Consider the following 22,082-nt stretch of genomic DNA (forward strand, 5'->3'; position numbering starts at 1 on the left):
CACCTGATCGGCGGTCGCCCCGGGGCCGGCAGGGACGACGGCTGCGGCCGCCACAGCCCGGAGGAAGGCGGCCGGTGCGGCCGCCCTCGTTGCGCCGCTCGGCCTGCTCCGTGGTGCTCACTGTTGCCCGGGGTCGTCGTCCCGGTCGTCCGGTGCGGTGATGCCGGTGCGGTCGGCGGCGTCGGCGGTCGCGTCGTAGCCGGCGCGCGGGCCGCGGACGTCCGGATCGTGCTCCCGGGTCGTCCGGGTGCCCGCGGCCCGGTCGCCGTAGCTGCGGTCGCCCTCGGCGTCCCGCCGGCCTTGCTCGTCGGGCCCGGGTTTGCGCGGTGCGGTCATCGGAGTTCTCCCCACGTCGGATGCTTCGGCATCCCGGCTACCCGGCCGGCGGGCGGGCAACCTGCCCGGTGCCCTCCCGCTGTCCGCACGGCCCCGGCCGGGGTCGCCCGCCGCAGGCGCCGCGGGGGTCAGGTGCGCGGCCAGGGGCGGCCCTGGAGCTTCTCGATGTCCCGGTTGAAGCGTTCCAGCGCCTCGGCGAAGGCGGCCAGGTCGTCGGCCGTCCAGTCGGTGACGACCCTGGACAGGCCTTCGATCGACCAGTCGCGGTCCTGGCGCAGACGGCGCAGCCCCTCGGCGGTGATCTGCAGCTTGCGGGCCATTCCGCCGTCCGGATCGGGGATCCGCTCGACCAGGCCGGAGCGGAGCATCGCGGCGGTCTGCCGGTTGACGGTGGAGGTGTCCAGGCCGAAGGCCTCGGCGAGTTGGCCGATGGTCAGGGGGCCCTCGGTCTCGATCCGGCTGAGCAGCGTGTAGGCGCTGCGCTCCAGGCTGTCGGGGCCGCTGGAGGTGCGGGCGGTGGCGAGCACCTGGTGGCGGCTGAGGAGCATCATCTCCCGCTCGATCAGGGCGAGTTCCTTGTCGCGCCGCATGCTCCTCCGTGCTCCTCCGTCCCGTGCGTCACCTTTCAGCAGCATATCCCGACCGGGTTGATATGTATGGTACACATTATATGCATCATGCATATGGAGCTAGAGAGATGAGAACAACCCCATGAGTCAGGCACGCACCGGCCCCGTCGTCGGAGTGCTCGCCGGCGCGGGCATCGTGGTCTCGCTGATGCAGACCCTGGTCGTCCCGCTGATCCCCGAACTGCCCGACCTGCTGCACACTTCGGCGGCCAACGCGTCCTGGGCGATCACCGCCACCCTGCTGGCCGGCGCCGTCGCCACCCCGGTGCTCGGCCGACTCGGCGACATGTACGGCAAGCGCCGGATCCTGCTGGTCAGCCTCACCCTGCTGGTGATCGGCTCGCTGATCTGCGGCTTCAGCGACGCGCTCGCCCCGATGGTGATCGGCCGGGCCCTGCAGGGCGTCGGCGCGGGCGTCATCCCGCTCGGCATCAGCATCATGCGCGACGAGCTGCCCCCGCAGAAGCTCGGCTCCTCGATGGCGCTGATGAGCTCCTCGCTCGGCATCGGCGGCGCGTTCGGTCTGCCGCTGTCCGCCGTCATCGCCCAGCACGCCAGCTGGCACGCGCTGTTCTGGATCTCCGCCGCGCTCGGTGCGCTGGTCGCCGCCGCCGTCGTGGTGCTCGTCCCCGAGTCCCCGGTGCGCTCCGGCGGACGCTTCGACACCGTCGGCGCGATCGGCCTCACCATCGGCCTGGTCGCCCTGCTGCTCGCCATCTCCAAGGGCAGCGACTGGGGTTGGGGTTCCTCCGGCACCCTCGGCATGCTCGCCGCCGCCGTGATCGTGCTCCCGGTCTGGGGCTGGTGGGAGCTGCGCACCGAGCAGCCGCTGGTCGACCTGCGCACCAGCGCCCGCCGCCAGGTGCTGATGACCAACCTGGCCTCCGTGGTGGTCGGCTTCGCGATGTACGCGATGAGCCTGGTCTCCCCGCAGCTGCTGCAGATGCCCACCGCCACCGGCTACGGCCTCGGCCGGTCGATGGTCGCCGCCGGCCTGTGGATGGCCCCCGCCGGCCTGGTGATGATGCTGATCTCCCCGTTCTCCGCCAAGCTCTCCAAGGCCAAGGGGCCCAAGGTCTCGCTGCTGGTCGGTACGGTGATCATCGCGGCCGGCTACCTCGCCGCGCTCGGACTGATGGGCCACGCCTGGGGCGTCCTGGTCTTCTCCTGCCTGATCAGCGGGGGCATCGCGTTCGCCTACGCGGCCATGCCCGCGCTGATCATGGGCGCCGTCCCGGTCTCCGAGACCGCCGCCGCCAACGGCCTGAACACCCTGATGCGCTCCATCGGCACCTCCAGCTCCTCCGCCGTCATCGGCGTGGTGCTGGCCCACATGACCGTCGACTTCCACGGCCACGCGCTGCCGTCCGAGAGCGGCTTCCGCACCGCTTTCATGATCGGCGCGGGCGCGGCCGTGACCGCCGCCCTGGTCACCCTCGCCATCCCCGGCATCCGCCGCGCGAAGGCCACCGGGCAGGCGCAACCGCAGGACGGCGCCCCGCCGGCCGTCGTCGAGGGCGCGGCCGCCAAGTAGCCCGCCGCCCTTCCTGACGGGCCGTCCGCCCCCCCGTTACCGTCTTCGTGGCCCCGCAACGGGGCTCTCGGCCTCCGGTCCGGCATGACTGTTCCCCCCTGTAGTTCGCATGATCCGGGGGTGGTGTCACCGGGCCGGAGGCATCGGTAGACCGCTGATAGAGGCAGGACCACCAGCTCGCTGGGAGGCTCTTTGTAACGTGGATGCCGGCAACTGGTGCCACGCCAACGAGGCCGGGACAGCACGACCTCGTAAGGGATCAGCGTGATCGACACCGACGACGTGGACGTCTTCCTCGGCCTGGACGTCGGCAAGGGCGAACACCACGGAACCGCGATGACCCGGGCCGGTAAACGGGTCTTCGACAAGCGGCTGCCGAACAGCGAGCCCAAGATGCGGGCCGTGCTGGACAAGCTCACCGCGAAGCACGGCACCGTCCTGGTCGTGGTCGACCAGCCGGCCTCCATCGGCGCCCTGCCGCTCGCGGTCGCCCGGGACGCCGGCTGCCGCGTCGCCTGCCTACCCGGCCTCACGATGCGCCGCATCGCCGACCTCTACCCCGGCGAGGCCAAGGCCGACGCCCGTGACGCGGCCATCATCGCGGACGCCGCCCGCACCATGCCGCACACCCTGTGCGGTATCGAGCTCGCCGACGAGACCATCGCCGAGCTGGAGATGATCGTCGGCTTCGACGACGACCTCGCCGGCGAGGCAACCAGGATCGCCAACCGGCTGCGCGGCCTGCTCACCCAGATCCACCCGCATCTGGAGCGCGTGCTGGGGCCGCGGCTCGACCACCCCGCGGTGCTGGCCCTGCTGGAGCGGTTCGGCTCGCCGGCCGCCCTGCGCAAGGCCGGACGCCGCCGCCTGCTGAACATCGCCCGGCCGTTGGCCCCGCGCATGTTCGAGCGCCTGGTCGAGGACATCCTCACCGCGTTCGACGAGCAGACCGTCGTCGTCCCGGGCACCGAGGCAGCCGCGCTGATCGTGCCGAGTCTGGCCGGCTCGCTGCGGGCTGTCCTCGACCAGCGCAAGGTCCTGGAGAAGCGGATCCAGGAACTGCTGGACGAGCACCCCCTCTCGAAGATCCTCACCTCCATGCCCGGCATCGGAACCCGGACCGGTGCCCGGGTTCTGATCGACGTCGGCGACGCGAGCGCGTTCCCGACCGCCGCCCACCTCGCCTCCTACGCCGGGCTCGCCCCTGCGACCCGCAGTTCCGGGTCCTCCATACGCGGTGAGCAACCCTCCCGCCGGGGCAACAAGCAGCTGAAACGGGCGTTCTTCCTGGCCGCGTTCGCCTCGCTCGGCGATCCGGCCTCCCGCGCCTACTACGACAAGAAGATCGGTCAGGGGAAACGCCATACTCAGGCTCTCCTCTGCCTGGCCAGACGCCGGGTCGACGTCCTGTTCGCGATGCTCCGCGACGGGACCTTCTACGAGTCCCGGCCGGCCACAGCAGTCAGCTGAGCTGCGGGTCCGCCATCAGCAGCACACGGTCCGCCGCAGGGTCGAAACCGAGCACCGGGTTCCCGTAGTCGCCTTCGGCCGTCATGACCACCTGCTTGCCGAGCCGACGACCGACCGCGGCCAGGAACTCGCACAGGACGTCTACGCCTTCCTGGCCCTGCAGTTCGCGAAGGTCGACATCGAAGTCGATCTCCTCGACAGACATCGGACGGAAGATCGCCAGCACGCCCGGGACCGGCCAGACCCGCAGATCGACCGTCTCCGCATCAACGGGCCGCGCCAGCACCTCCGCCGCAGAAGGCAGCGGACCCGCGACTCCGCCCTCCAGGTAATCCCACGTCCATCCGCTCGACCGGACCAGGTCAAACATTGCCTGCCAGTCCTCGACCGTGGTGCCCTCCACACACACGTCCGGCAGAGCACCTATCAGCTCAGGGTCGAAGAAGTTCCTGACGTTGTCCCACAGCAGATCCGGCATGTCGCCATGCTGCCCGGCCAGCGCGCCCGGACGCAGCCCGATTTCCTTGACGAACCCCATAGAGGCACCCCCCCGGCGCGGACGGCCCGGAGGCCGGTCACCACCCGGGACGCGGAGACGCCCCATCGGCGGTCCTGCACGATCGCGCGGGGTGATCCCGGTGAGCAGGGTCGCGCAGGCCGGCGGGGTCCCACCCCGTCCGGGTGGGACCCCGCCGGCCGGCAGGTGTCCGCGGTCAGCCCTTGAAGGCGTCCTTGACGTGCTCGCCGGCCTGCTTGAGGTCGCCCTTGACCTGGTCGGCCTTGCCCTCGGCCTCGAGGCGCTCGTTGCCGACGGCCTTGCCGACGGTCTCCTTGACCTTGCCCTTGGCCTTGTCGCCGGTGTTCTCGATCTTGTCGCCGGTGCTCATTGCTCCTCCTCGATCTCGATCGCGTTCTCGCGGTCGGTGTCGTTCACCGGACCTCGTCTGCCCCCGTCGGCTCCGAAGATTCGCCGAATGTTCGGAGCCGACGGGGGCAAGCGGCGGTCCGACACCGACTGTGGAGGTCTTCATGGTTCCCCTGCTCGTCGTCCTGGTGGTGTGGCTGGTCGGCTTCGTCGCCCGTGGCACCCACTCCTCGGGCCGCTACCGCTGGTACCGCTGGTAGGGCGGCTCGCAGGCCCCACCGGGAGCCGGCTCCGCGGCCGATGCCGTGGGCCGGCTCCGGCCCGTGGGCCCCGCACCCGGAGATCGGGTGACGACAGGTGCGCGGTGGACGCGACCGGGACCTACCGCAGTGCGTCGACGGCGGCATCGACGGTGTCGTGACGGGGCAGCAGCCGGTCCACCCCGGTCATGGCGAGCAGCCGCGCGACGTCGGCCGTGGTGCCGGCCAGGGCGAGCGAGGTGCCGGCGGCCTGGGTGCGGCGGAACGCGAAGAGCAGTTCGGCCACGCCGAGGGAGTCGCAGAAGCTCAGCAGCGCGAGGTCCAGCACGAGGGGCAGCGTCTCGGGGGTCCGCTCGACGGCCCGGTGCAGGCGCGGTGCGGTGTGGTAGTCGAGCTCGCCCGCGAGCACCACGACGGTTGCCCCGCCAGGGTGGGTGCGGACCTCGACGGTCAGGGCGTACTCGGGCACGGGTGCTCCGTACGGTGCGGGAGGGAGTGGGGGAGGGCGGTCAGTGCAGGCGGGCGACGAGCAGCGCGATGTCGTCGCTCTGCGCGCCGGCGAACGCGGACAGCAGCAGGTCGCCGGTCCGGTCCAGGTCCGGCGGGGTTGCGGCGAAGGTTTCCCGCAGGGCGGCCAGGCCCGTGTCGAGGTGCTCGCCGGGCACTTCGATCAGGCCGTCGGTGACCAGGAGCAGCGTGCTGCCCGGGGGCACCGCGAACTCGGCGGCGGGTGGTTGCGGCATGTTCAGGCCGAGCAGGATGCCGTGCTCGGTCAGGTAGCGGGTGGTGCCGTCGGGCAGCCGCAGCAGCGGCGGCGGGTGGCCGGCGTTCGCGACCACGAGGGTGCGGCGGTCGGGGGTGATCAGCACCAGGCACACCGTCGCGGTCACGCCGGGGCGCAGCCGGGTGAGCAGGGTGTCCAGCCGGTGCAGCAGGGTCTGCGGGTCGTGGCCCTCGATGGCGTAGGCGCGCAGCGCGTGGCGCAGTTCGCCCATGGCCATGGCGGCCTCCAGGGAGTGGCCGGCCACGTCCCCGATCGCCAGCAGCAGGCCGGCGGGGGTGTCGACGGCCTCGTAGAAGTCGCCGCCGATCTCGTTGCGGGCCGAGGCGGGTTCGTACCGGACGGCGAGTTCGACGCCGGGGACGGCGGGCAGCCGGCTGGGCAGGAAGCTGCGCTGCAGGGTGAGCGCGAGGGCGTGCTCCTCGGCCTGGCTGCGCTGGGCTTCCAGGGCGAGTGCGGCGGCCTGGGTGAGCTGCGAGAGCAGGCTGCGCCCGTCGGGGGTGGCGACCGCGTCCCGGTCGACGGCCACGGCGAGCAGCGGCCGGCCCGGTTTGGTGCGGGCCGCCACCAGGGCGGTCGGCCCGGTGGGCAGGCCCGCGCCGGCCAGGCCGTGGTCGGCCAGCAGGGACCGCCACGTGTCGGTGTCGAGCGGGGCGGTGTCGGTGCCGGTGGCGTCGCCCAGGGTGTGGTGGGCGAGGGCGTCGAGCAGGATGGGCGGGGCTTGGAGCAGGCGCGCCGCCGGGTCGTCGGGGCCGTGGTGCGCCAGGTGCAGGGTGTCGCGGTCCGCTCCGAGGGCGATCGCGGTGGCCCGGGCGGCGCCGAGTTCGAGCGCGCCGAGCGCGGCCGCGGTGACCAGGGCGTCGGCGTCGGCGGCGCCGTACAGGGCGAGGGTGCTGCGGTGCAGGGCGGCGACCCGGGCGGCGAGGCGCTCGGCGCGGCGGCGGGCCCGGGTGTAGCGCAGCACGGCGGTGACGGTGGCCTGGAGTTCGGCCGCGTCGATGGGTTCGGTCAGGTAGGCGTCGGCGCCGCGGTGCAGACCCTGGGTGCGGTCGCTGGCCTCGATCGCGGTGGCGGAGATGTGCACGACGGGCAGGGCCGCGGTGCGGGGGCGGCGTTTGATGCGCTCGCACACCTCGAACCCGGTCATGTCGGGCAGGCTGATGTCGACCACGGCGATCTCGGGCAGTTCGGCGGCGGGGGTGCGGTCCAGCAGGGCGAGGGCCTGGGTGCCGTCGACCGCCTCGACCACGGTGTGCCCGGAGCGGCGCAGCCAACTGCCGACGATGTAGCGGGTGGTGTCGTTGTCGTCGAGCACCAGGACGGTGGCGGGTCCGGCGTCCGGGCTGGCCGTGGTCACGATCCGTCCTCGGGTGGGCGCGGCCGGCGCGGTGCGGCCGGGCGGGGGTCGGACAGGGCGGCGGCGATCCGGCCGCCGGTGAGGCCGGACTTGGACAGCACGGCGCGGGCGTGCGCCAGTCGGCCGCGGTCGGCGGCGGTGAGCGAGGCGGAGGTCAGGACGACCACCGGGATGTGCCGCAGTTCGGGGTCGGCCCGCAGCTCGGCGAGGACCCGGTAGCCGTCGACCTCCCCGAGGTGCAGGTCGAGGACGATCCCGTCCGGCCGGACCTCGCGGACCGCGGCGTGCGCGGTCGTGCCGTCCCCGACCTCGACGACCCGGTCGGCGAACTCGTGCAGCAGCGGCCGCAGGACGTCCCGGAACGCCGCGTCGTCGTCGACCACGACCAGCAGCTCGCGGCGCGGGCCGTCCGCCGGGGCCGGGTCGGCGGGCAGCCGGACGGTGATCGTGGTGCCGTGCCCGGGGGCGCTGTCCAGGTGCAGCGTGCCGCCCAGGATCTCGGTCAGGCGGCGGGCGTAGGGCAGGCCGAGGCCCGTCCCGCGGCGGCCGCGCTGGTGCGGGCCCTTCACCTGGTAGAACTCCTCGAAGACTCGTTCGTGCTGGTCGGGCGGGATGCCGACGCCGGTGTCGGTCACGGTCAGCACCAGGGTCCGCCGGCCGTCCGGGTCGTCCTCGACCCGGCTGTCCAGGCCCACCCACCCCTGCTCGGTGAACTTCAGCGCGTTGGACAGCAGGTTGCGCAGGATCTGGGTCAGCATCGTCTCGTCGCCGAGCAGTGCCGCGGGCGGCGGCGGCCCGATGCGCAGGGCGACGCCGGGGCGGGCCTGCCCGCGCAGGGTGCCGTCCAGGTGGCTCAGCACGGCGCGCAGGTCCAGCGGCGCCCAGTGCGGTTCGAGCGTGCCGGACTCCGCCTTCGCGACGTCGAGCAGCTCGTCCACCAGGGCGAGCAGGGTGCGGCCGGAGTCGGCGATCAGCGACAGCCGGTGGTCGCGTTCGTCGGCCGGGACGTCGGCGTCGCTGCGCAGCAGTTCGGCCAGGCCGACGACGGCGTTGACGGGGGTGCGCAGCTCGTGGCTGACGTTCGCCCAGAACCTGCTCTTGGCCTCGCTGGCCTCGCGCAGCTGGCGTGACTTCTCGTCGAGTTCGGCGTACAGCGCGACGACGCCCCGGTTGGTCTCCTCCAGCTCCCCGGACAGCTCCGAGTACAGCGCCAGCACCCCCCGGTTGGTCTCCTCCAACTCGGCGTTGAGGCGGCGGAGTTCCTCGCGCTGGGCGCGGGTCTTCTCGAGCGCGGCGATCAGGTCGCGGGTCTGCTCCCGGGAGTCCTCCAGGGCGCTCGGGCCGGTGTGGGCGGCGAGCAGGCGGCGCGCCCGGTCGACGAGGTCCGGGTCCGGGTCGAGGGCCGGGCCGAGCCGTTGTTCGACGCGCACCCGGCCGCCCTCGCGGGTGTGTTCGTGGTGGGTGGGCAGCAGCCGCGCGGAGGCCTCCAACGCCTCGGCGGGCAGCTGGTGGCCGCCCTGCCAGGCCAGGGTGACGAGCAGGGCGGGCACCGGCCCCGGGCGCAGGGAGAACGCCGCGGTGAGGCGGTCGGCGCCGAGCACGCCGCGGCCGAGCTCGCTCAGCGCGGTGGCCAGCCGGACGGCGTCCTGGCTGTCGGCGCCGAGCAGGTCGGCGACCGCGCAGGCGCTGCGGCGCAGCGCGAAGGTGTCCTGGACGGCTGCGACGGGCATGGTGTCCAGGCGCACCGGCGGCGGATCGGTCGGTCCGTTCACCAGGCACCCCTCGCGACGACCACACCGGCGTCGTCCCGGCGCACCCCCGCCTCGCGCAGCAGCAGCGCGGCGGTGGTGACGGGAAGGTGGGCGAACAGGCCGGGCACGTCGGAGGGCTTCCAGCGGTCGGTCAGCCCGTCCGAGTGCAGGACGACCGCGCTGCCGGGCGGGAGCTCCTGCCGGACGGTGTGCGGCGCGCGCAGCTGGTGGCCGACGATGCCGGGTGCGGACGGCAACGAGCGCCGGGCGCCGGTCGCGGTGTCGACCAGGAAGGCGCTGACGTTCCCCACGCCGCAGAACGTGAGCCGCGCGGCGGCGGGTTCGACCAGGGCGACGGCGACGGCCCCGCCGCGCCCGGTCCGCAGGGCCAGGTGCAGGTCGGAGAGCACCTGCTCGGGCAGGTACGCGGTGCTGCGGTGGAACGCGGCGACCGCGTCCGAGGCCGCCCGGGCGGCGAGCGGGCCGTGGCCCAGGCCGTCGCAGAACATCAGCAGGAAGGCCCCGGCGGCGTCCGCCCGGCCCGGCCCGGGGGAGGGGTGGGTGCGGTGCGTCCGGTTGGTCAGCACCGACCAGTCGAGGCGCGCCGCCGTCGTGGCCGGGCGGTGCGGGTCCGGGCCGCCCGGGAGGGGCCCCGCCGGGGCGGGACCGACGGGGCGCGTCGCCCAGGCGTCGCCGCAGAGTTCCTGACCGCTCATCGGGCGGGTCAGACCGGCCGCGACCGGCTCGCCCCCGGCGACGGCCGCCCGGCCGGCCGGGGTGCGGTTCCAGAACCGGGCGGTCAGCACGGTGCCCCGGCCCGGCAGGGAGTGCAGGTCGAAGGCGTCGGCGAGCCGGGAGACGGCTCCCAGGCCGATGCCGAGGCTGAGGGCGGAGGAGTAGCCGTCGGCGAGCGCGGCGGGGACGTCCGCCATCCCGGGCCCGCTGTCGACGGTGACGAACTCGAGCGCCGCCTCGGCGTCCGTGCGCACCACGCGCAGCACCATCGCCCCGTCGACGGCGTGCCGGCGCAGGTTGGTGGCGGCCTCGCTGACGGCGAGCTCGACTTCGGCGACCCGCTCCGGCAGCAGGCCGATGCGGCGGGCGAGCTGACGCGCCGCGCTGCGGGCGGCGGCGGGCAGCGAGTCGGAGTGGCGGAACCACACGGTGTCCTCGCCCTCCGTCAGGGGGGAGGTCAGCGGGCCCACTTGGTCACCGACACCTTCGTGCCGACGCCGGGCTCGCTGTGCAGTTCGAACTCGTCGACCAGCCGCCGGGCGCCGCTGAGGCCGAGGCCGAGGCCGCCGCCCGAGGTCCAGCCGTCGGTGAGGGCGAGGTCCAGGTCGGGGATGCCCGGCCCGCTGTCCTCGAACACGGCGTGCACGCCGACCCGGGCCCCGCTGCGGACGGTGGCGCAGCGCATCCGGCCGCCACCGCCGTAGACCAGCGTGTTGCGGGCGAGCTCGCTGGCCGCGGTGACCAGCTTGGTCTGGTCGACCAGCGACAGCCCGCGCTGCTGGGCGTACGTCCGGACGGTCTGCCGGGCCCGGACCACGTCGTCGTTGGAACCGATCGGGACGGTCTGCTCGTCCTCCACCGTCTGCCCGGTCACGGGCTGACCGTACGGGCGCCGCGGTCGCGTTCGAGCAGCGCCAGGCCCTTCTCCAAGGTGAGCGCGGTGCGCACCCCGCCCAGCGAGAGCCCCAGTTCGACCAGGGTGATGGCCACCGCCGGACGCATGCCGACGACCACGGTCTCCGCGTCCAGCATGCGGGAGATGGCGGCGGTGTTGGCGAGCATCCGGCCGACGAAGGAGTCGACGATCTCCAGCGCGGTGATGTCGATGACGACGCCGTTCGCGCCGGTTTCGACGATGCGCTCGGCGAGGTCGTCCTGGAGGTCCAGGACGATCTGGTCCTCCAGGTCGATCTGGATCGAGACCAGCAGGAACCGCCCGATCTTCAGGACGGGGACGCGGTCGCTCACCGGGGGCCGCCGGCGGGCGCGGCGTTGCCGGTGCGGTCCAGCACGTGGCGCAGGGCGTCGGCCAGGGTGGCCTTGGTGACGATGTCGCCGAACTGGACGCCGAGCGCCACCAGGGTCTGCGCGATCTGCGGGCGGATGCCCGAGATGGTGCACTCGGCGCCCATCAGCCGGGCGGCGACCACGGTCTTCAGCAGGTGCTGGGCGACCTCGGTGTCGACGGCGGGTACGCCGGTGATGTCGATGATGGCGTGCTCGGACTCCGAGTCCACCAGGCTCTGCAGGAGCTTCTCCATCACGACCTGGGTGCGCACCGAGTCGAGGGTTCCCACCAGCGGGACGGCGACCACGCCCTCCCACAGTTTGACCACGGGGGTGGACAGTTCGAGCAGCTGCTCGGCCTGGGCGCTGATGATCTCCTCCCGGGTCCGGGCGTAGGCCTCGATGGTGAACAGGCCGAGCGCGTCGAGCAGCCGGGTCAGCTGGAGGTAGGCCGTGATGTCCGCGGCGGTGCTGTCCGTGGTGGGCGCCAGGACGTCCTTGCAGGCGAAGACGCTGATGGCCGTCTCGCTCGGCGTGAAGCCGTGCCTGGCCCGGTTGCGGGAGAGCTCCACGAGCAGCGCCCGCACCTCGGAGTAGGCCTCGTCCTGCCAGTCCAGGCCGCCCGTGCCCAGGGCGTGGACCAGGGCCTGGAAGAAGTCGGTCAGCTCGCGCTCCAGCTCCGCGCGGCTGATCCGGCCGCCCAGGGTCGCCGCCACGGCCGTCACCCACTGGTCCTGCACCGCGTCGTCCCGGGTCAGCAGCTCGACGAGCCGCTCCGACCCATGCTCCACCGCCATCAGGCGTTCTCCTCGCTCGTTCGGCCCGTGGTCGGGGCCGGCCGTCCGTACGACGGCACAGGTGCCCCGACCGGGTCGGCCGGAGCACCGGGCGCCGTCTGCCCCGTTCGCGGCGAGGTATGCGGGGTGGAACCGGATTTCTTTTCCGGGCGGGCGGCGGTGCCGGGATCCGCCGCCGGCTCAGGTCGTCAGCGTGACCCGGATGCGCTTGCCGCCGCCCGGCAGCGGGTGGATCTCCCAGGAGGCGGCGAGGAGCAGGACCAGGGGCCAGCCCCGACCGCCCAGCCGGGTGGGGTCCTGCAGGTTGGCGGCGTCGCCCCGCGGGTGGGCGTCGGTGGCGTCCTCCACGTCGATCGTCAGGACGCGCCCGCCGCCGCTCGTCCGGACGGCGAACCCGGTGACCCCACCGGCGTGCCGGATCGCGTTGGTGACCAGTTCGGTGACGGCGAGCCGGGCGTCGCCGCGCAGCCGGGCGCAGGCCCCGGGATGCCCGGCGAGCGCCACGGCGACGGCGGCCCTGGCCTGGGCCGCGGTGCGCACCGGCGGGAACGGGTGGGCTGTCTGGTCGCACCACCGTGTCGGGTCGGTCTCGGCACGGGACATGTGGGGGCCTCGAATCGGACGGGACGGGGGCGCTTCGGGTGTCCGGGGGACCGGACGGCGGGACGTCACACCGGCGGCGCTTGCGGCGGCCGGGTCGCGGCCGGTCCGGCCCCGCTGTCCGCCGCGGCGGCCGCGTCCGCCGCGATGTGGAAGTACCCGGTGGCGGAGGCGAGGTCGAGCAGCCTGCGGACGGCCTCCGGCAGCGGGCCGGCCAGGACGAGCCGCCCCCCGTCCTCGGCGGTCCGCCGGTGGGCGGTGAGCAGCGCCTGCAGCACCGAGGAGTCCGCGAACGTGACCTGGGCGAGGTCCACCACCAGCAGCCGGGGCGAGCGGGCCAGCGCGGTCGTCAACCGCTGCGCGAACTCCTGGGCGTCCTCCCAGTCGAGCTCGCCCTGCGCCCGTACCGTCTCGACGCCCACCGGGCCCGCCCCGGTGGCGCTGCGCGTGTGATCGGTCATGACGGGCATGGTAAGCCCTCGCCTCCCGGGCCCCTCCGGGAACGTACGGCCCGGGGGCCCGCCGGACGGCGGGTAGCATGGCGGGTCCGGGCACGGCCCGTCGGATCCGGCTGCCGGGTCCGGCCCGCCGCGCCGAACCCGCCGACCGGCGGTGGCCCTCCTCGGGCCCGGCCGGGCGACGGAAACCGAATTGCGAGGTGAGGGTCCGTCAGGGCCCGGACGATGGCTTCTCCGACTTCCCCCGCGTCGACCACCGGCTGGGAGTTCCTCGCCGGTTCCCCCTACCCGGTGGCGGTGCTCGGCGCCGACGCCGGACTGCTGCACGCCAACGACAGTGCCCGGCGCCTCCTGGGCGAGCCCGACGGCCGGCCGTCGGCCGCGGTGCCGCAGTGGCTGCGCCGGGCCCACCTGGCCCTCCCCTCCGACGGCACCCGGCCGAGCACCGCCTGGCACACCGACCCGGTGGCCGGCCCGATCGAGGCCCACCCCTCGCCGCGGGACGACGGCAGCGCGGTGTGGTGGTTCGTCGCCGCCGACGGCTGTGCGGGCCTGCTGCCCCGGACGGCCACGGGCGGCCCCTGCGACTGGGAGCTGCTGACCCGGCTGTCCGGCCTCCTGCTGTCCTCGCTGAACGTCGACCGCATCCAGGAGACCGTGGTCCGCCAGGCGGCGCTGCACCTCGCCGACGCCGCCGTGGTGGTGGCCCCCGGCTCGGGACGGACGCTGCGCTTCGTGTCGTGCCTGCGCGGCGGCGACCCGGCCCGCGTCCAGGTGCGGGCCGACCCGTCCGAGGTGCCGGGCCTGGCCGAGGCCCTGCAGGGCTTCCCGCCGGTGCCCTCGCGGTGGATCGACCCGGACGCCACGCCGCGGTGGCTGGTGCCGGACGGCCTCGGCCGGGTGGGCTCGGTGCTGGTCACCCCGCTGCCCGGCCACGGCGTCCCGGCCGGGGCGCTGGTGCTGCTGCGCGCGGCGGGCGCCGGCCCGTTCTCCACCGAGGAGGAGGTCTTCGCCCGGATGTTCGCCGCCCGGGCGGGCGCGGCCGTGTCCGCGGCCGTCATGTACTCCGAGCAGGCCTCCGTCACCGACCTGCTGATGCGCGAGCTGCTCCCGCCGCGGCTCGAGCACCTGAACGGGGTCGACTTCGCGGGCGGCTACCGGGCCTCCGTCGAGCGGGACCGGATCGGCGGCGACTTCTACGACGTCCACCCGGCCGTCGACCCGGACGGCGAGACGCTCGCCCTGCTCGGCGACGTCAGCGGGAAGGGCATGGAGGCCGCCGTCATGACCGGCAAGGTGCGCAACACGCTGCACGCGCTGCTGCCGCTCGCCGACGACCACGGGCGGGTCCTGCAACTCCTGAACCAAGCGCTGCTGACGTCCCGCCACGCCCGGTTCGCCACCCTGGTGCTGGCCTCGGTGCGCCGTGAGGACGACCGGGTCCGGGTCCGGCTGTCGGCCGCCGGACACCCCGCGCCGATGGTCGTCCGCGCGGACGGCCGGGTGGCCGACTCCAGCACTCTGGGCAGCATCGTGGGCGTCCTGCCGGAGTCCACCACCCGGACCGACACCGTGCTGCTCGACCCCGGTGACGCCTGCGTCCTGTACAGCGACGGGATCACCGAGGCCAAGGGCGGGCCGACCGGCCGGGAGCAGTTCGGCGACCACCGGCTGCGCCAGGCGCTCGGCGAGTGCGCGGGCATGCCCGCGGAAGCGATCGTCGAACGGGTGCAGATGCTCACCGCGCAGTGGATCCGGGAGGGCCGGCACGACGACATGGCGGTCATGGTCATCGCCGCGCCCCCGCGCGGCCACCTGGCCGTGGGCGGCGGACAGCGAGGACGTGCGGCATGACCGTCGAAGCACCGACCACGACACACCCCCGGGCCGGCGACCGGGCCGGCGCCGGGGCGGCCTGGACCGAGGACCTCTGGGAGGCCGTCGTCGGCGGCGACCAGGCCCGGGCCGCCGCCCTCGCGACGCAGGCCCTGGACGAGGGCCTCCCTCCGGAGTCGCTGCTGCTCGACGTGATCGGCGCGCTCCAGGCCCGGATCGGCCTGGAGTGGGCGGCCGACCGGATCACGGTGATCCAGGAGCACGCCGCCACCGCCGTCAACGAACGGGTGGTGGCCGTCGCCGCCGGGCACCCGGCGTTCTCCGCGGCCCGGCCGCCGGACCGCGGCCGGATCGCGGTGGCCTGCGTCGACGGCGAATGGCACGCCTTCCCCGCCCGGCTGCTGGCCGAAGTGCTGATGCTGCGCGGCTGGCGGGTCGACTACCTCGGCGCCCAGTGCCCCACCCCCCACCTCATCGCGCACCTGCACCGCACCGCCCCCGACGCGCTGGCCCTGTCCGCCTCGCTGACCACCCGGCTTCCCGCCGCCCACACCGCGATCACGGCGGCGCAGGCAGCGGGCGTGCCGGTCATCGCGGGCGGCGCGGCGTTCGGTCCCGACGGCCGCCACGCCCGGCTGCTCGGTGCCGACGCCTGGGCCCCGGACGCCCGCGCGGCGGCCGAACGCCTCGCCCGGGGGATCCCGCTGCCCGCCGGCCCGCACCAGCCCTGCGACGACCTGCCGCACCTCGCCGACCAGGAGTACACCCTGGTCAGCCGGAGCTCCCGGGAACTGGTCGCCGCCGTGATGGCCGCCCTGGAACGGGAGTTCCCCGCCGTCCGGTCCTACACCGACCTGCAGCGCGCACACACCCTCGACGACCTGGCCCACATCGTCGAGCACCTCTCCGTCGCCCTCTACACCGGGGACCAGGACCTCTTCACCACGTTCACGGGGTGGACCCGGGAGATCCTCGTCGCCCGCTCCGTCCCGGACGTCTTCCTCGCCTTCTCCCTGAAGGTCCTGCGCGATCAGCTGCGCGACCTGCCGCGCAGCGTCTCGGTGCTGACGTCCGCCCTGCCTCCGGCGGGCCCCGCCCCGCGCCCGCTGCCGACCCCCGGGACACCCGAATGACCACCCACCCCGTCCCCGAACCCCGACCGGACGACTCCGCACCGCGCACGGTCACCGTCCCGGTGGAGGGCGAACTCGACCACGAGAACTGCGAGGACTTCCTGCGGACCGTCGCGGAGCGCCTCGCCGCCGCGCCGGGGGCCGAGGTGCTCCGGGTCGACTGCCGGGGCATGTCGCTGTGCGACTCGATGGGCCTGTCCGTGCTGCTCCAGATACGCCGCGACATGGACGCCGCCGGCCGCCGCCTGCTGCTCGACCACCGGCCGGCCCAGCTCGACCGCCTGCTGCACCTCACCGGGACGGCGGACTACCTGTGCGCCGACCGGCCGCCGGCCTGAGCCACCGGGCGCGGCCCGGGCCGCCGGCGGGGCCGGACGGCTCCGCTCAGCCCGGGACGGCGGCCTCCACCGCGACGGCGGTGGCGCCCCCGGCGGGCCCGACGCCCAGGCGCAGCCGGTCGGCGGTCACGTCCGCGGTCAGGCGCACGGTGGTGCCGGGGCCGCCCGCCGCCGTGGCGAGGACCTGCTCGCCGGCGGTCAGGAGCTCCCCGACGCTGCCGGCCGGGACGCCGCACTCCGCCAGCCAGGCACGCAGGTCCCGGCGGACGGCCGCAAGCGCCTCGGGGCGGCCGGGGAACGTCAGCTCCAGACGTCCCGGGTGCCGGTAGAGCAGGACGGCCACGTCGTCCTCGTAGCCGTCGGCGGGGGAGAGACGGCCCATCACGTGGTCCGGGAGGTCCGCCGTCGGCAGGTGCATGCCCGCGGCGACGGCGCGGCCGGCCTCCGCGATCCCGTCGGACAGGCCGCTGCGCCGCCGCTCGACGAGCCCGTCCGTGTAGAGCAGCAGGGTGGAACGGGCGGGCAGGACCGCGGTGGCCTCGGGGCGCGGCCGGCCGGGGCGGACGGCCAGCGGGAGGGAGCGTCCGGCGTCGAGGAGGACCGCGGTGCGGTCGGCCCGGGTCAGCACGCCGGGCGGGTGCCCGGCGCTGGAGTAGCGCAGTTCGCCGGTGTCCGGGGCGAGGACGCCGCAGAAGACGGTGGTGCAGATCGCGCCGGGGACGCCGGCGGCGAACGCGTCCAGGGCGGTGAGCGTCCGGGCCGGGCTGTGGTCCTGGAGCAGCAGGGCGCGGCAGGCGCTGCGCAACTGCCCCATCACGCTGGCGGCGGCCAGGCCGCGGCCGACGCAGTCGCCGACGATGATGCCGATCCGGCCGTCGGGCAGCGGCACGGTGTCGTACCAGTCGCCGCCGACCTCCAGGGGCGGGGTGGCCGGCTCGTAGCGGACGGCGAAGTTCTCCGGCAGCCGGGCCGGGCCCAGGATGGCGCGCTGCAGGGCCAGCGCGGTCTCGCGTTCCTGGTCGATCCGGTGGGCGCGGGCCAGCCCCTGGGCCAGGCGACCGGCCAGCAGGGTGAGCAGCAGTTCGTCCTCCGGCCCGAAGCGGCGGCGTCCGCCCAGGTCCACCAGCAGGGCGAGCGGCCCGTCGGGATGCTCCAGCCGGACGCCCGCCCCGGCGGGACCGGCGGCCGGGGTGAGGGGCGGCGCGACGGCGAGCGCGCCCAGCGCGTCCCGCTCGGCCCCGGACAGGTCCGCCCAGCCGCCGGCCGGTGCGTCCGGTCCGGCCGCGGGGCCGGCCGGTCCGGTCTCCTGGCCGTCAGGGGCGGTGCGGGCGGCGGTGATCCGGGGCGGGGCCGTGGTGTCGGCGCGGTCGAAGCGGGCGGCCACCACCCGGCGCGCGCTCCACAGGGAGCGCAGTTCTTCGAGCGCGCCGGCCAGTGCCTCGTCGGCGGTGGTGGCCCGGGTCAGGCAGTCGCCGAGGGAGGCCAGCGCGCTCTCGCGCCGGACGGCGTAGTGCTCGGCGGTGACGTCCCGGAAGGTCCCGACGGTGACGGTGCGTCCGGTGGACGGGTCCTTGACCCGGGTGAACGTGACGTGGGCCAGGATGCGGCGCCCGTCGCGGTGGACGGCGGGGACGGTGCAACTGCCGTGGTCGGCGGAGGTCATCAGCGCGAGGGCGTCGGCCGCCCGCCGGTGGCCCTCCGGGTCGGTGTCCGGGTCCGGCCACCACTGGTGCGGCGGACGGAGGGGCAGCCCCTCGGCGCCGTGGCCGAGCAGGGCGGCGAACGCCGCGTTCGTCCGGATCACCGTGCCCTCCTCGTCGCAGACGAAGAAGGCGTCCTGCAAGGAGTCGACCAGGGCCTCGTGCCACCGGGCGTGGTGCTCGCGCAGCCGGGCCAGCCGCAGGGCGGCGCGCACCCGGGCCAGCAGGTCGGCGGCGGCGAAGGGCTTGACGAGGTAGTCGTCGGCCCCCGACTCGAAGCCGTCGATGGCGTCGTCGCGGCCCGCCCGCGCCGACAGCAGCAGCACCGGCAGGGCGGCGGTGCGCGGGTCGGCGCGCAGCGCCGCGACGAGCTGCAGGCCGTCCGTGCCGGGCATCATCACATCGCTGATCACCAGGTCGGGGGCGCAGGAGCGGACGGCGGACAGGGCCCGCGCGCCGTCGCCGACCGAGGTGACCCGGTGCCCGGCGCCGCGCAGGATCCGGGCCAGGTAGCCGCGCATGTCGGCGTTGTCGTCGACGACCAGGACGTGGGCGGGCCCGGCGCCGGCCGGCTGCGGGGCAGGCTCGGGCCCGGCGTCCTCGCTGCGCCCCCGGCCCCCGTCGTCCCGGTGCGCCCCGTCGCCGGGGCGCGGCTCCCACCGCAGCGCCTCCTGGACGTAGGCGTCGGCGACCGCGGCGCCGTCACCCGCCGGCCCGTCCGGGAGGGTCCGGACGGGCCCGGCGGGAAGGCCGCCCGCCAACGGCAGGGCGACGGTGAACACCGTGCCGCGGTCCGGGACGGAGGCAGCGGTGATCGTCCCACCGTGCAGGTCCACGAGTTCCTTGGCCAGGGCGAGACCGATGCCGCTCCCCTCGTGCGAGCGCGCACGGCTGTTCTCCACCCGGTGGAAACGGTCGAAGAGGTGCGGCAGCTCCGCGGCCGGGATGCCGATCCCGGTGTCCTCGACGGTGACCCGGGCCTGTCCGTCCCGCTCGCGCACCCGCACCCGGATCGTCCCGTCGAAGGTGAACTTCAGCGCGTTGCCCAGCAGGTTGAAGACGACCTTCTCCCACAGGCCCGGGTCCACCATGACCGGCGCCGTGAGCGGCGGGCAGTCGACGTCCAGCTCCAGCCCGGCGCGCCGGACGGCCGAACGGAAGACGGCGGCCAGCTCGGCGGTGACCCGCGAGAGGTCGACCGGCTCCGGACGGGCCCGCATCCGGCCCGCCTCGATCCGGGAGAAGTCCAGCAGGCTGTTCACCAACCGGCTCAGCCGCAGCGCGTTGCGGTGGATGGTCTCCACGTCCTCCCGGACGTCCGGGTCGGCGTCCGCGAGCCGCTGCCGCAGACCCTCGGCCGGCCCGGCGATCAGGGTCAGCGGGGTGCGGAACTCGTGGCTGATGTTGGAGAAGAACGCGGTCTTCGCCCGGTCCAGTTCGGCCAGTTGCTCCGCGCGCCGCTGCTGCGCCTCGTGACCGCGGGCACTGGCGATCCCGGCCGCCAGCCGGCCCGCGACCAGGCCCGCGAAGTCGCGGTAGGCCTCGTCCGAGGGGCGGTGCCGGTTCAGACCGACGACCAGGAAACCGCTCGGCCCGCCGCCGCCCGGGCTGTCCAGCGGCACCAGCAGGGCCTGCCGGGGCGGCTCCTCCCAGGCCCCGCACGGCAGGTCGGCGAACCGGCCGCCCTCCAGCGGCACCGACACCGCCTCGCCGCCGCGGGCGGGGCCGGTCGGCCACGGCCCCGGGTCGTCGGGCCCGATCCGGGCGGGTGCGGCGGGGTGGCCCGCCGGCATCCCGGAGGACGCGGCGAGGTGCGCGCCGCCCCGGTCGTCGAACAGGTACGTCAGGGTGAAGGGCAGGTCGTAGGGGTTGCGGGCGAGCTGCTCGGCGGTGAAGGCGAGGAACTCGCCCTCGGTGCGCACCGCCCCCGGATCGGAGCCCAGGTCGCGCAGCGTGGCCATCCGACGCTCCGCGACCACCCGCTGGGTCTCCTCGCTGACCACGCACAGCACGCCCACCACGGCGTCGCTCTCGTCGCGCAACGGGCTGTAGGAGAAGGTGTGGTAGCTCTCCTCGGCGTAGCCGGAGCGCTGCAGCCGCAGCGGCAGCGCCTCGTCCCAGGTCGCCTCGCCCTCGGTCAGGACGTGCTCGATGCGCGGCCCGGCGTCCTCCCAGACCTCCGCCCACACCTCCTGCAACGGGCGGCCGAGCGCCCACGGGTACTTGCTGCCGAGCGTGTCGCGCCGGTACGCGTCGTTGCAGAGGAACGTCAGCTCCGGCCCCCACGCCATCCACATCGCGAACCGCGAGGACAGCAGGATGTCGACCGCCGAGCGCAGGCTCTGCGGCCAGTGCGCCGGATCGCCCAGCGGCGTGGCCGCCCAGTCCACCCGCGCCAGATCGGCACCGACCAGCGGATCGGAACCGAAGACCGCCCGACCGCCGCCCCGCCCAGCCGCCACCGGCCGCCTCCCTCCGATCCGGCGCCGCCCGACCGCGCCGCCGCCCGATCATTGTGCCGGGCCCGCACTCCGCGACCCACCGGATGCCCGCCCCGCGCCGACGCAATCACCGCGACTCGCGACGGCCCGGAACAGCGAGGTTGACGTGCCGGGCTAGCATGACCGCCATGACGGACACATCGGAAGCACCCGGCGGGCCGCCCGGAACCACCGTGCTCCGGCTGCGCGGTGAGCTGGACTTCACCGGCGAACGCGAACTCGCCGAGGCCGTGGACTCCGCGCTGGCCGGCGGGGCCGAGGCGCTCGTGCTGGACCTCTCCGCGGTCACCTTCGCCGACTCCTCCACGCTGCGGACCCTGGTCCTCGCCCAGCAGCGCATGGAGGACGCCGCCGGCGCCCTGGTCCTGCTCGGGCCGCTCGCCCCCGCGGTCCTGCGCCTGCTGGAGGTCACCGCGACCGACGACTACTTCACCGTCGCCGACAGTCTGCACGGGGCCCGGACGGCGGCCGCCGAACTGCTGCGCCGACCCCCGCGCGAGCCCGGAGCCGGGTGACGCGGCACCGTTCGCACCGCATCATCCCCACCCGCGGGGGCACATGCCTCCCGATCCCCCGCCCGGACCCGTCGGCCGGGGTGTACGGCGCCGTAGACGATTCGAGGTCATTCATGCGCCACGACGAGGCCCGGCCGCCGTCCCCGGACACCGCCGCCCGGCAGGAGCAGGCGCCCGGGGCCGTGCGGACCGCCGGGCAGGCCCGCGCCGTCGTCGCGCAGCTGCTGGGCGGCGACGTGCACCCGGACGGCCGCGTCCTGGCCGACGTCCAGCTCGTGGTGACCGAACTCGTCGCCAACGCCCTGCGCCACGGCGGCGGCCTGACCGCCTTCGCCGCCCGCCTGGAGCCCGGCGGGGCCCGCCTGGTCGTCGACGTCGAGGACGGCGACGACCGCCATCCCGTCGCCCAGCCGTTCCACGGACGCGACCCGGCCTCCGGGGGCGGCCGCGGCTGGGCCATCGTCCAGGCCCTCACCTCGACCTGCCAGGTCCAGCCGCTGCCCGTCGGGGGCAAGCGCATCCGGGTCACCTTCGTCCTGCCGCCCGCCTCCGCCGGCTTCGGCCCGGAGAGCGCGGGTTGACGCGGGCCGGCACGGTCCGGGGCAGTCGGTCGGCCGCCGTGCGGCACCGGACCCCGCGCGGCCGGTGACCGCGACGCCGGAGGATCATGACCGACGGCGGAACAACCCGTATGGTCGTACCGACACCGCCTGCGGCCTGCCGCAGGTCGCGGCCGTCGGTTCGAACGAAGGAGTGCCGATGCACGACAACGACCCCGCCCGTCCCGGGGCGACCTCCTCACCGGTCACCGGACCCGAGGACGTGCGGCTCACCGTCGGCCTGCGTGCCGAGGACGGCGCGGTTGTCCTGTCCCCGGTGGGTGAACTCGACTACGACAGCGCCCACGTGCTCCGCGCACAGCTGGACGAGGCACTCGCCCGGGCCGCCGGACGGATCGTACTGGACTGCGGGCGCCTGTCGTTCTGCGACTCCACCGGACTCAACCTGCTGCTCGCCACGCGCCTCGAAGCCCTGAAGGCCGAGCTGTCCCTGGTCCTGGTCCGCGTGTCGGGCCCCGTGGCCAGGCTCCTCGAACTGACCGGTACCGACGCCGTCTTCGACATCCGCCCCGACCTCGCCCCGACCGCAACCGGATGACGGCACCCGCGGCCCGGCGCCCGTGGACCTCCCCACCGCCG

22 protein-coding genes are annotated in these 22,082 nt (G+C 75.1%); 8 read left to right on the top strand and 14 right to left on the bottom strand.

Annotated elements, in window-relative coordinates:
- Positions 1 to 117: 117 nt before the first annotated feature.
- Both ABEB06_RS33300 and ABEB06_RS33305 read right to left on the bottom strand, forming a co-directional pair.
- Complete coding sequence (locus ABEB06_RS33300; protein WP_345700636.1) at positions 118 to 336, bottom strand: hypothetical protein; 219 nt, start codon at positions 334 to 336, stop codon at positions 118 to 120.
- A gap of 128 nt (positions 337 to 464) precedes the next feature.
- Entirely contained in the window at positions 465 to 926 is a 462-nt protein-coding gene (locus ABEB06_RS33305) for a MarR family winged helix-turn-helix transcriptional regulator (protein WP_345700637.1), read from the bottom strand.
- A gap of 121 nt (positions 927 to 1,047) precedes the next feature.
- Between ABEB06_RS33305 and ABEB06_RS33310 the strand changes: the two genes are divergently transcribed.
- Positions 1,048 to 2,499 carry an MFS transporter gene (locus ABEB06_RS33310; protein WP_345700638.1) on the top strand — a complete coding sequence of 484 codons (1,452 nt, stop codon included), beginning with the start codon at positions 1,048 to 1,050 and terminating at the stop codon, positions 2,497 to 2,499.
- A gap of 264 nt (positions 2,500 to 2,763) precedes the next feature.
- Positions 2,764 to 3,969, top strand: coding sequence for an IS110 family RNA-guided transposase (locus ABEB06_RS33315; protein ID WP_345700639.1), 1,206 nt, complete (start codon positions 2,764 to 2,766; stop codon positions 3,967 to 3,969).
- On the opposite strand, the gene ABEB06_RS33320 is transcribed toward ABEB06_RS33315, so the two are convergent.
- From ABEB06_RS33320 to ABEB06_RS33375, 11 genes are all read right to left on the bottom strand, one after another.
- Entirely contained in the window at positions 3,962 to 4,447 is a 486-nt protein-coding gene (locus ABEB06_RS33320; RefSeq protein WP_345702073.1) for a hypothetical protein, read from the bottom strand. The two genes, ABEB06_RS33315 and ABEB06_RS33320, sit on opposite strands and share 8 nt — an antisense overlap.
- A gap of 235 nt (positions 4,448 to 4,682) precedes the next feature.
- Positions 4,683 to 4,856 (bottom strand): CsbD family protein, encoded by a 174-nt coding sequence (locus ABEB06_RS33325; RefSeq protein WP_345700640.1) that lies wholly within the window; start codon positions 4,854 to 4,856, stop codon positions 4,683 to 4,685.
- Between the two features lie 359 nt (positions 4,857 to 5,215).
- Entirely contained in the window at positions 5,216 to 5,563 is a 348-nt protein-coding gene (locus ABEB06_RS33335) for an anti-sigma factor antagonist (RefSeq protein ID WP_345700641.1), read from the bottom strand.
- A 40-nt stretch (positions 5,564 to 5,603) separates the two neighbouring features.
- The gene (locus ABEB06_RS33340; RefSeq protein WP_425559822.1) at positions 5,604 to 7,235 is read right to left on the bottom strand and encodes a SpoIIE family protein phosphatase; all 1,632 of its coding nucleotides are present in this window, start codon (positions 7,233 to 7,235) and stop codon (positions 5,604 to 5,606) included.
- On the bottom strand, positions 7,229 to 9,004 hold the full coding sequence (locus ABEB06_RS33345; protein WP_345700643.1) for a hybrid sensor histidine kinase/response regulator: 1,776 nt from the start codon (positions 9,002 to 9,004) through the stop codon (positions 7,229 to 7,231). The genes ABEB06_RS33340 and ABEB06_RS33345 overlap by 7 nt, the downstream gene beginning before the upstream one ends.
- A complete protein-coding gene (locus ABEB06_RS33350; protein WP_345700644.1) occupies positions 9,001 to 10,188 on the bottom strand; it encodes an ATP-binding SpoIIE family protein phosphatase in 1,188 nt (395 codons plus the stop codon). The genes ABEB06_RS33345 and ABEB06_RS33350 overlap by 4 nt, the downstream gene beginning before the upstream one ends.
- Complete coding sequence (locus ABEB06_RS33355; protein WP_345700645.1) at positions 10,176 to 10,592, bottom strand: anti-sigma regulatory factor; 417 nt, start codon at positions 10,590 to 10,592, stop codon at positions 10,176 to 10,178. Before ABEB06_RS33355 ends, ABEB06_RS33350 begins: the two co-directional genes overlap by 13 nt.
- On the bottom strand, positions 10,589 to 10,966 hold the full coding sequence (locus ABEB06_RS33360) for an STAS domain-containing protein (protein ID WP_345700646.1): 378 nt from the start codon (positions 10,964 to 10,966) through the stop codon (positions 10,589 to 10,591). Before ABEB06_RS33360 ends, ABEB06_RS33355 begins: the two co-directional genes overlap by 4 nt.
- The gene (locus ABEB06_RS33365; RefSeq protein WP_345700647.1) at positions 10,963 to 11,802 is read right to left on the bottom strand and encodes an STAS domain-containing protein; all 840 of its coding nucleotides are present in this window, start codon (positions 11,800 to 11,802) and stop codon (positions 10,963 to 10,965) included. The genes ABEB06_RS33360 and ABEB06_RS33365 overlap by 4 nt, the downstream gene beginning before the upstream one ends.
- A gap of 180 nt (positions 11,803 to 11,982) precedes the next feature.
- On the bottom strand, positions 11,983 to 12,405 hold the full coding sequence (locus ABEB06_RS33370; protein ID WP_345700648.1) for an ATP-binding protein: 423 nt from the start codon (positions 12,403 to 12,405) through the stop codon (positions 11,983 to 11,985).
- A 65-nt stretch (positions 12,406 to 12,470) separates the two neighbouring features.
- On the bottom strand, positions 12,471 to 12,863 hold the full coding sequence (locus ABEB06_RS33375) for an STAS domain-containing protein (RefSeq protein ID WP_345700649.1): 393 nt from the start codon (positions 12,861 to 12,863) through the stop codon (positions 12,471 to 12,473).
- Between the two features lie 222 nt (positions 12,864 to 13,085).
- On the opposite strand from ABEB06_RS33375, the gene ABEB06_RS33380 reads away from it, so the two are divergent.
- The 3 genes from ABEB06_RS33380 to ABEB06_RS33390 are packed head-to-tail and all read left to right on the top strand — an operon-like array spanning position 13,086 to position 16,167.
- A complete protein-coding gene (locus ABEB06_RS33380; protein ID WP_345700650.1) occupies positions 13,086 to 14,714 on the top strand; it encodes a PP2C family protein-serine/threonine phosphatase in 1,629 nt (542 codons plus the stop codon).
- Positions 14,711 to 15,829 (top strand): cobalamin B12-binding domain-containing protein, encoded by a 1,119-nt coding sequence (locus ABEB06_RS33385; RefSeq protein WP_345700651.1) that lies wholly within the window; start codon positions 14,711 to 14,713, stop codon positions 15,827 to 15,829. The genes ABEB06_RS33380 and ABEB06_RS33385 overlap by 4 nt, the downstream gene beginning before the upstream one ends.
- Positions 15,826 to 16,167, top strand: a complete 342-nt coding sequence (locus ABEB06_RS33390) for an STAS domain-containing protein (protein ID WP_345700652.1) — start codon at positions 15,826 to 15,828, stop codon at positions 16,165 to 16,167. The genes ABEB06_RS33385 and ABEB06_RS33390 overlap by 4 nt, the downstream gene beginning before the upstream one ends.
- Before the next feature lie 46 nt (positions 16,168 to 16,213).
- Here the strand turns inward: ABEB06_RS33390 and ABEB06_RS33395 are convergent, their stop codons facing one another.
- Entirely contained in the window at positions 16,214 to 20,164 is a 3,951-nt protein-coding gene (locus ABEB06_RS33395) for a SpoIIE family protein phosphatase (RefSeq protein WP_345702074.1), read from the bottom strand.
- A gap of 332 nt (positions 20,165 to 20,496) precedes the next feature.
- Between ABEB06_RS33395 and ABEB06_RS33400 the strand changes: the two genes are divergently transcribed.
- The 3 genes from ABEB06_RS33400 (at position 20,497) to ABEB06_RS33410 (ending at position 22,041) form a co-directional block, all read left to right on the top strand.
- Positions 20,497 to 20,883, top strand: coding sequence for an STAS domain-containing protein (locus ABEB06_RS33400; RefSeq protein ID WP_345700653.1), 387 nt, complete (start codon positions 20,497 to 20,499; stop codon positions 20,881 to 20,883).
- A 113-nt stretch (positions 20,884 to 20,996) separates the two neighbouring features.
- On the top strand, positions 20,997 to 21,464 hold the full coding sequence (locus tag ABEB06_RS33405; RefSeq protein ID WP_345700654.1) for an ATP-binding protein: 468 nt from the start codon (positions 20,997 to 20,999) through the stop codon (positions 21,462 to 21,464).
- Positions 21,465 to 21,642: 178 nt separating this feature from the next.
- Positions 21,643 to 22,041: an STAS domain-containing protein gene (locus tag ABEB06_RS33410; protein ID WP_345700655.1), complete on the top strand. Its 399-nt coding sequence runs from the start codon at positions 21,643 to 21,645 to the stop codon at positions 22,039 to 22,041.
- Positions 22,042 to 22,082: the final 41 nt, after the last annotated feature.

The organism is Kitasatospora terrestris (assembly GCF_039542905.1).
Lineage (GTDB): Bacteria > Actinomycetota > Actinomycetes > Streptomycetales > Streptomycetaceae > Kitasatospora > Kitasatospora terrestris.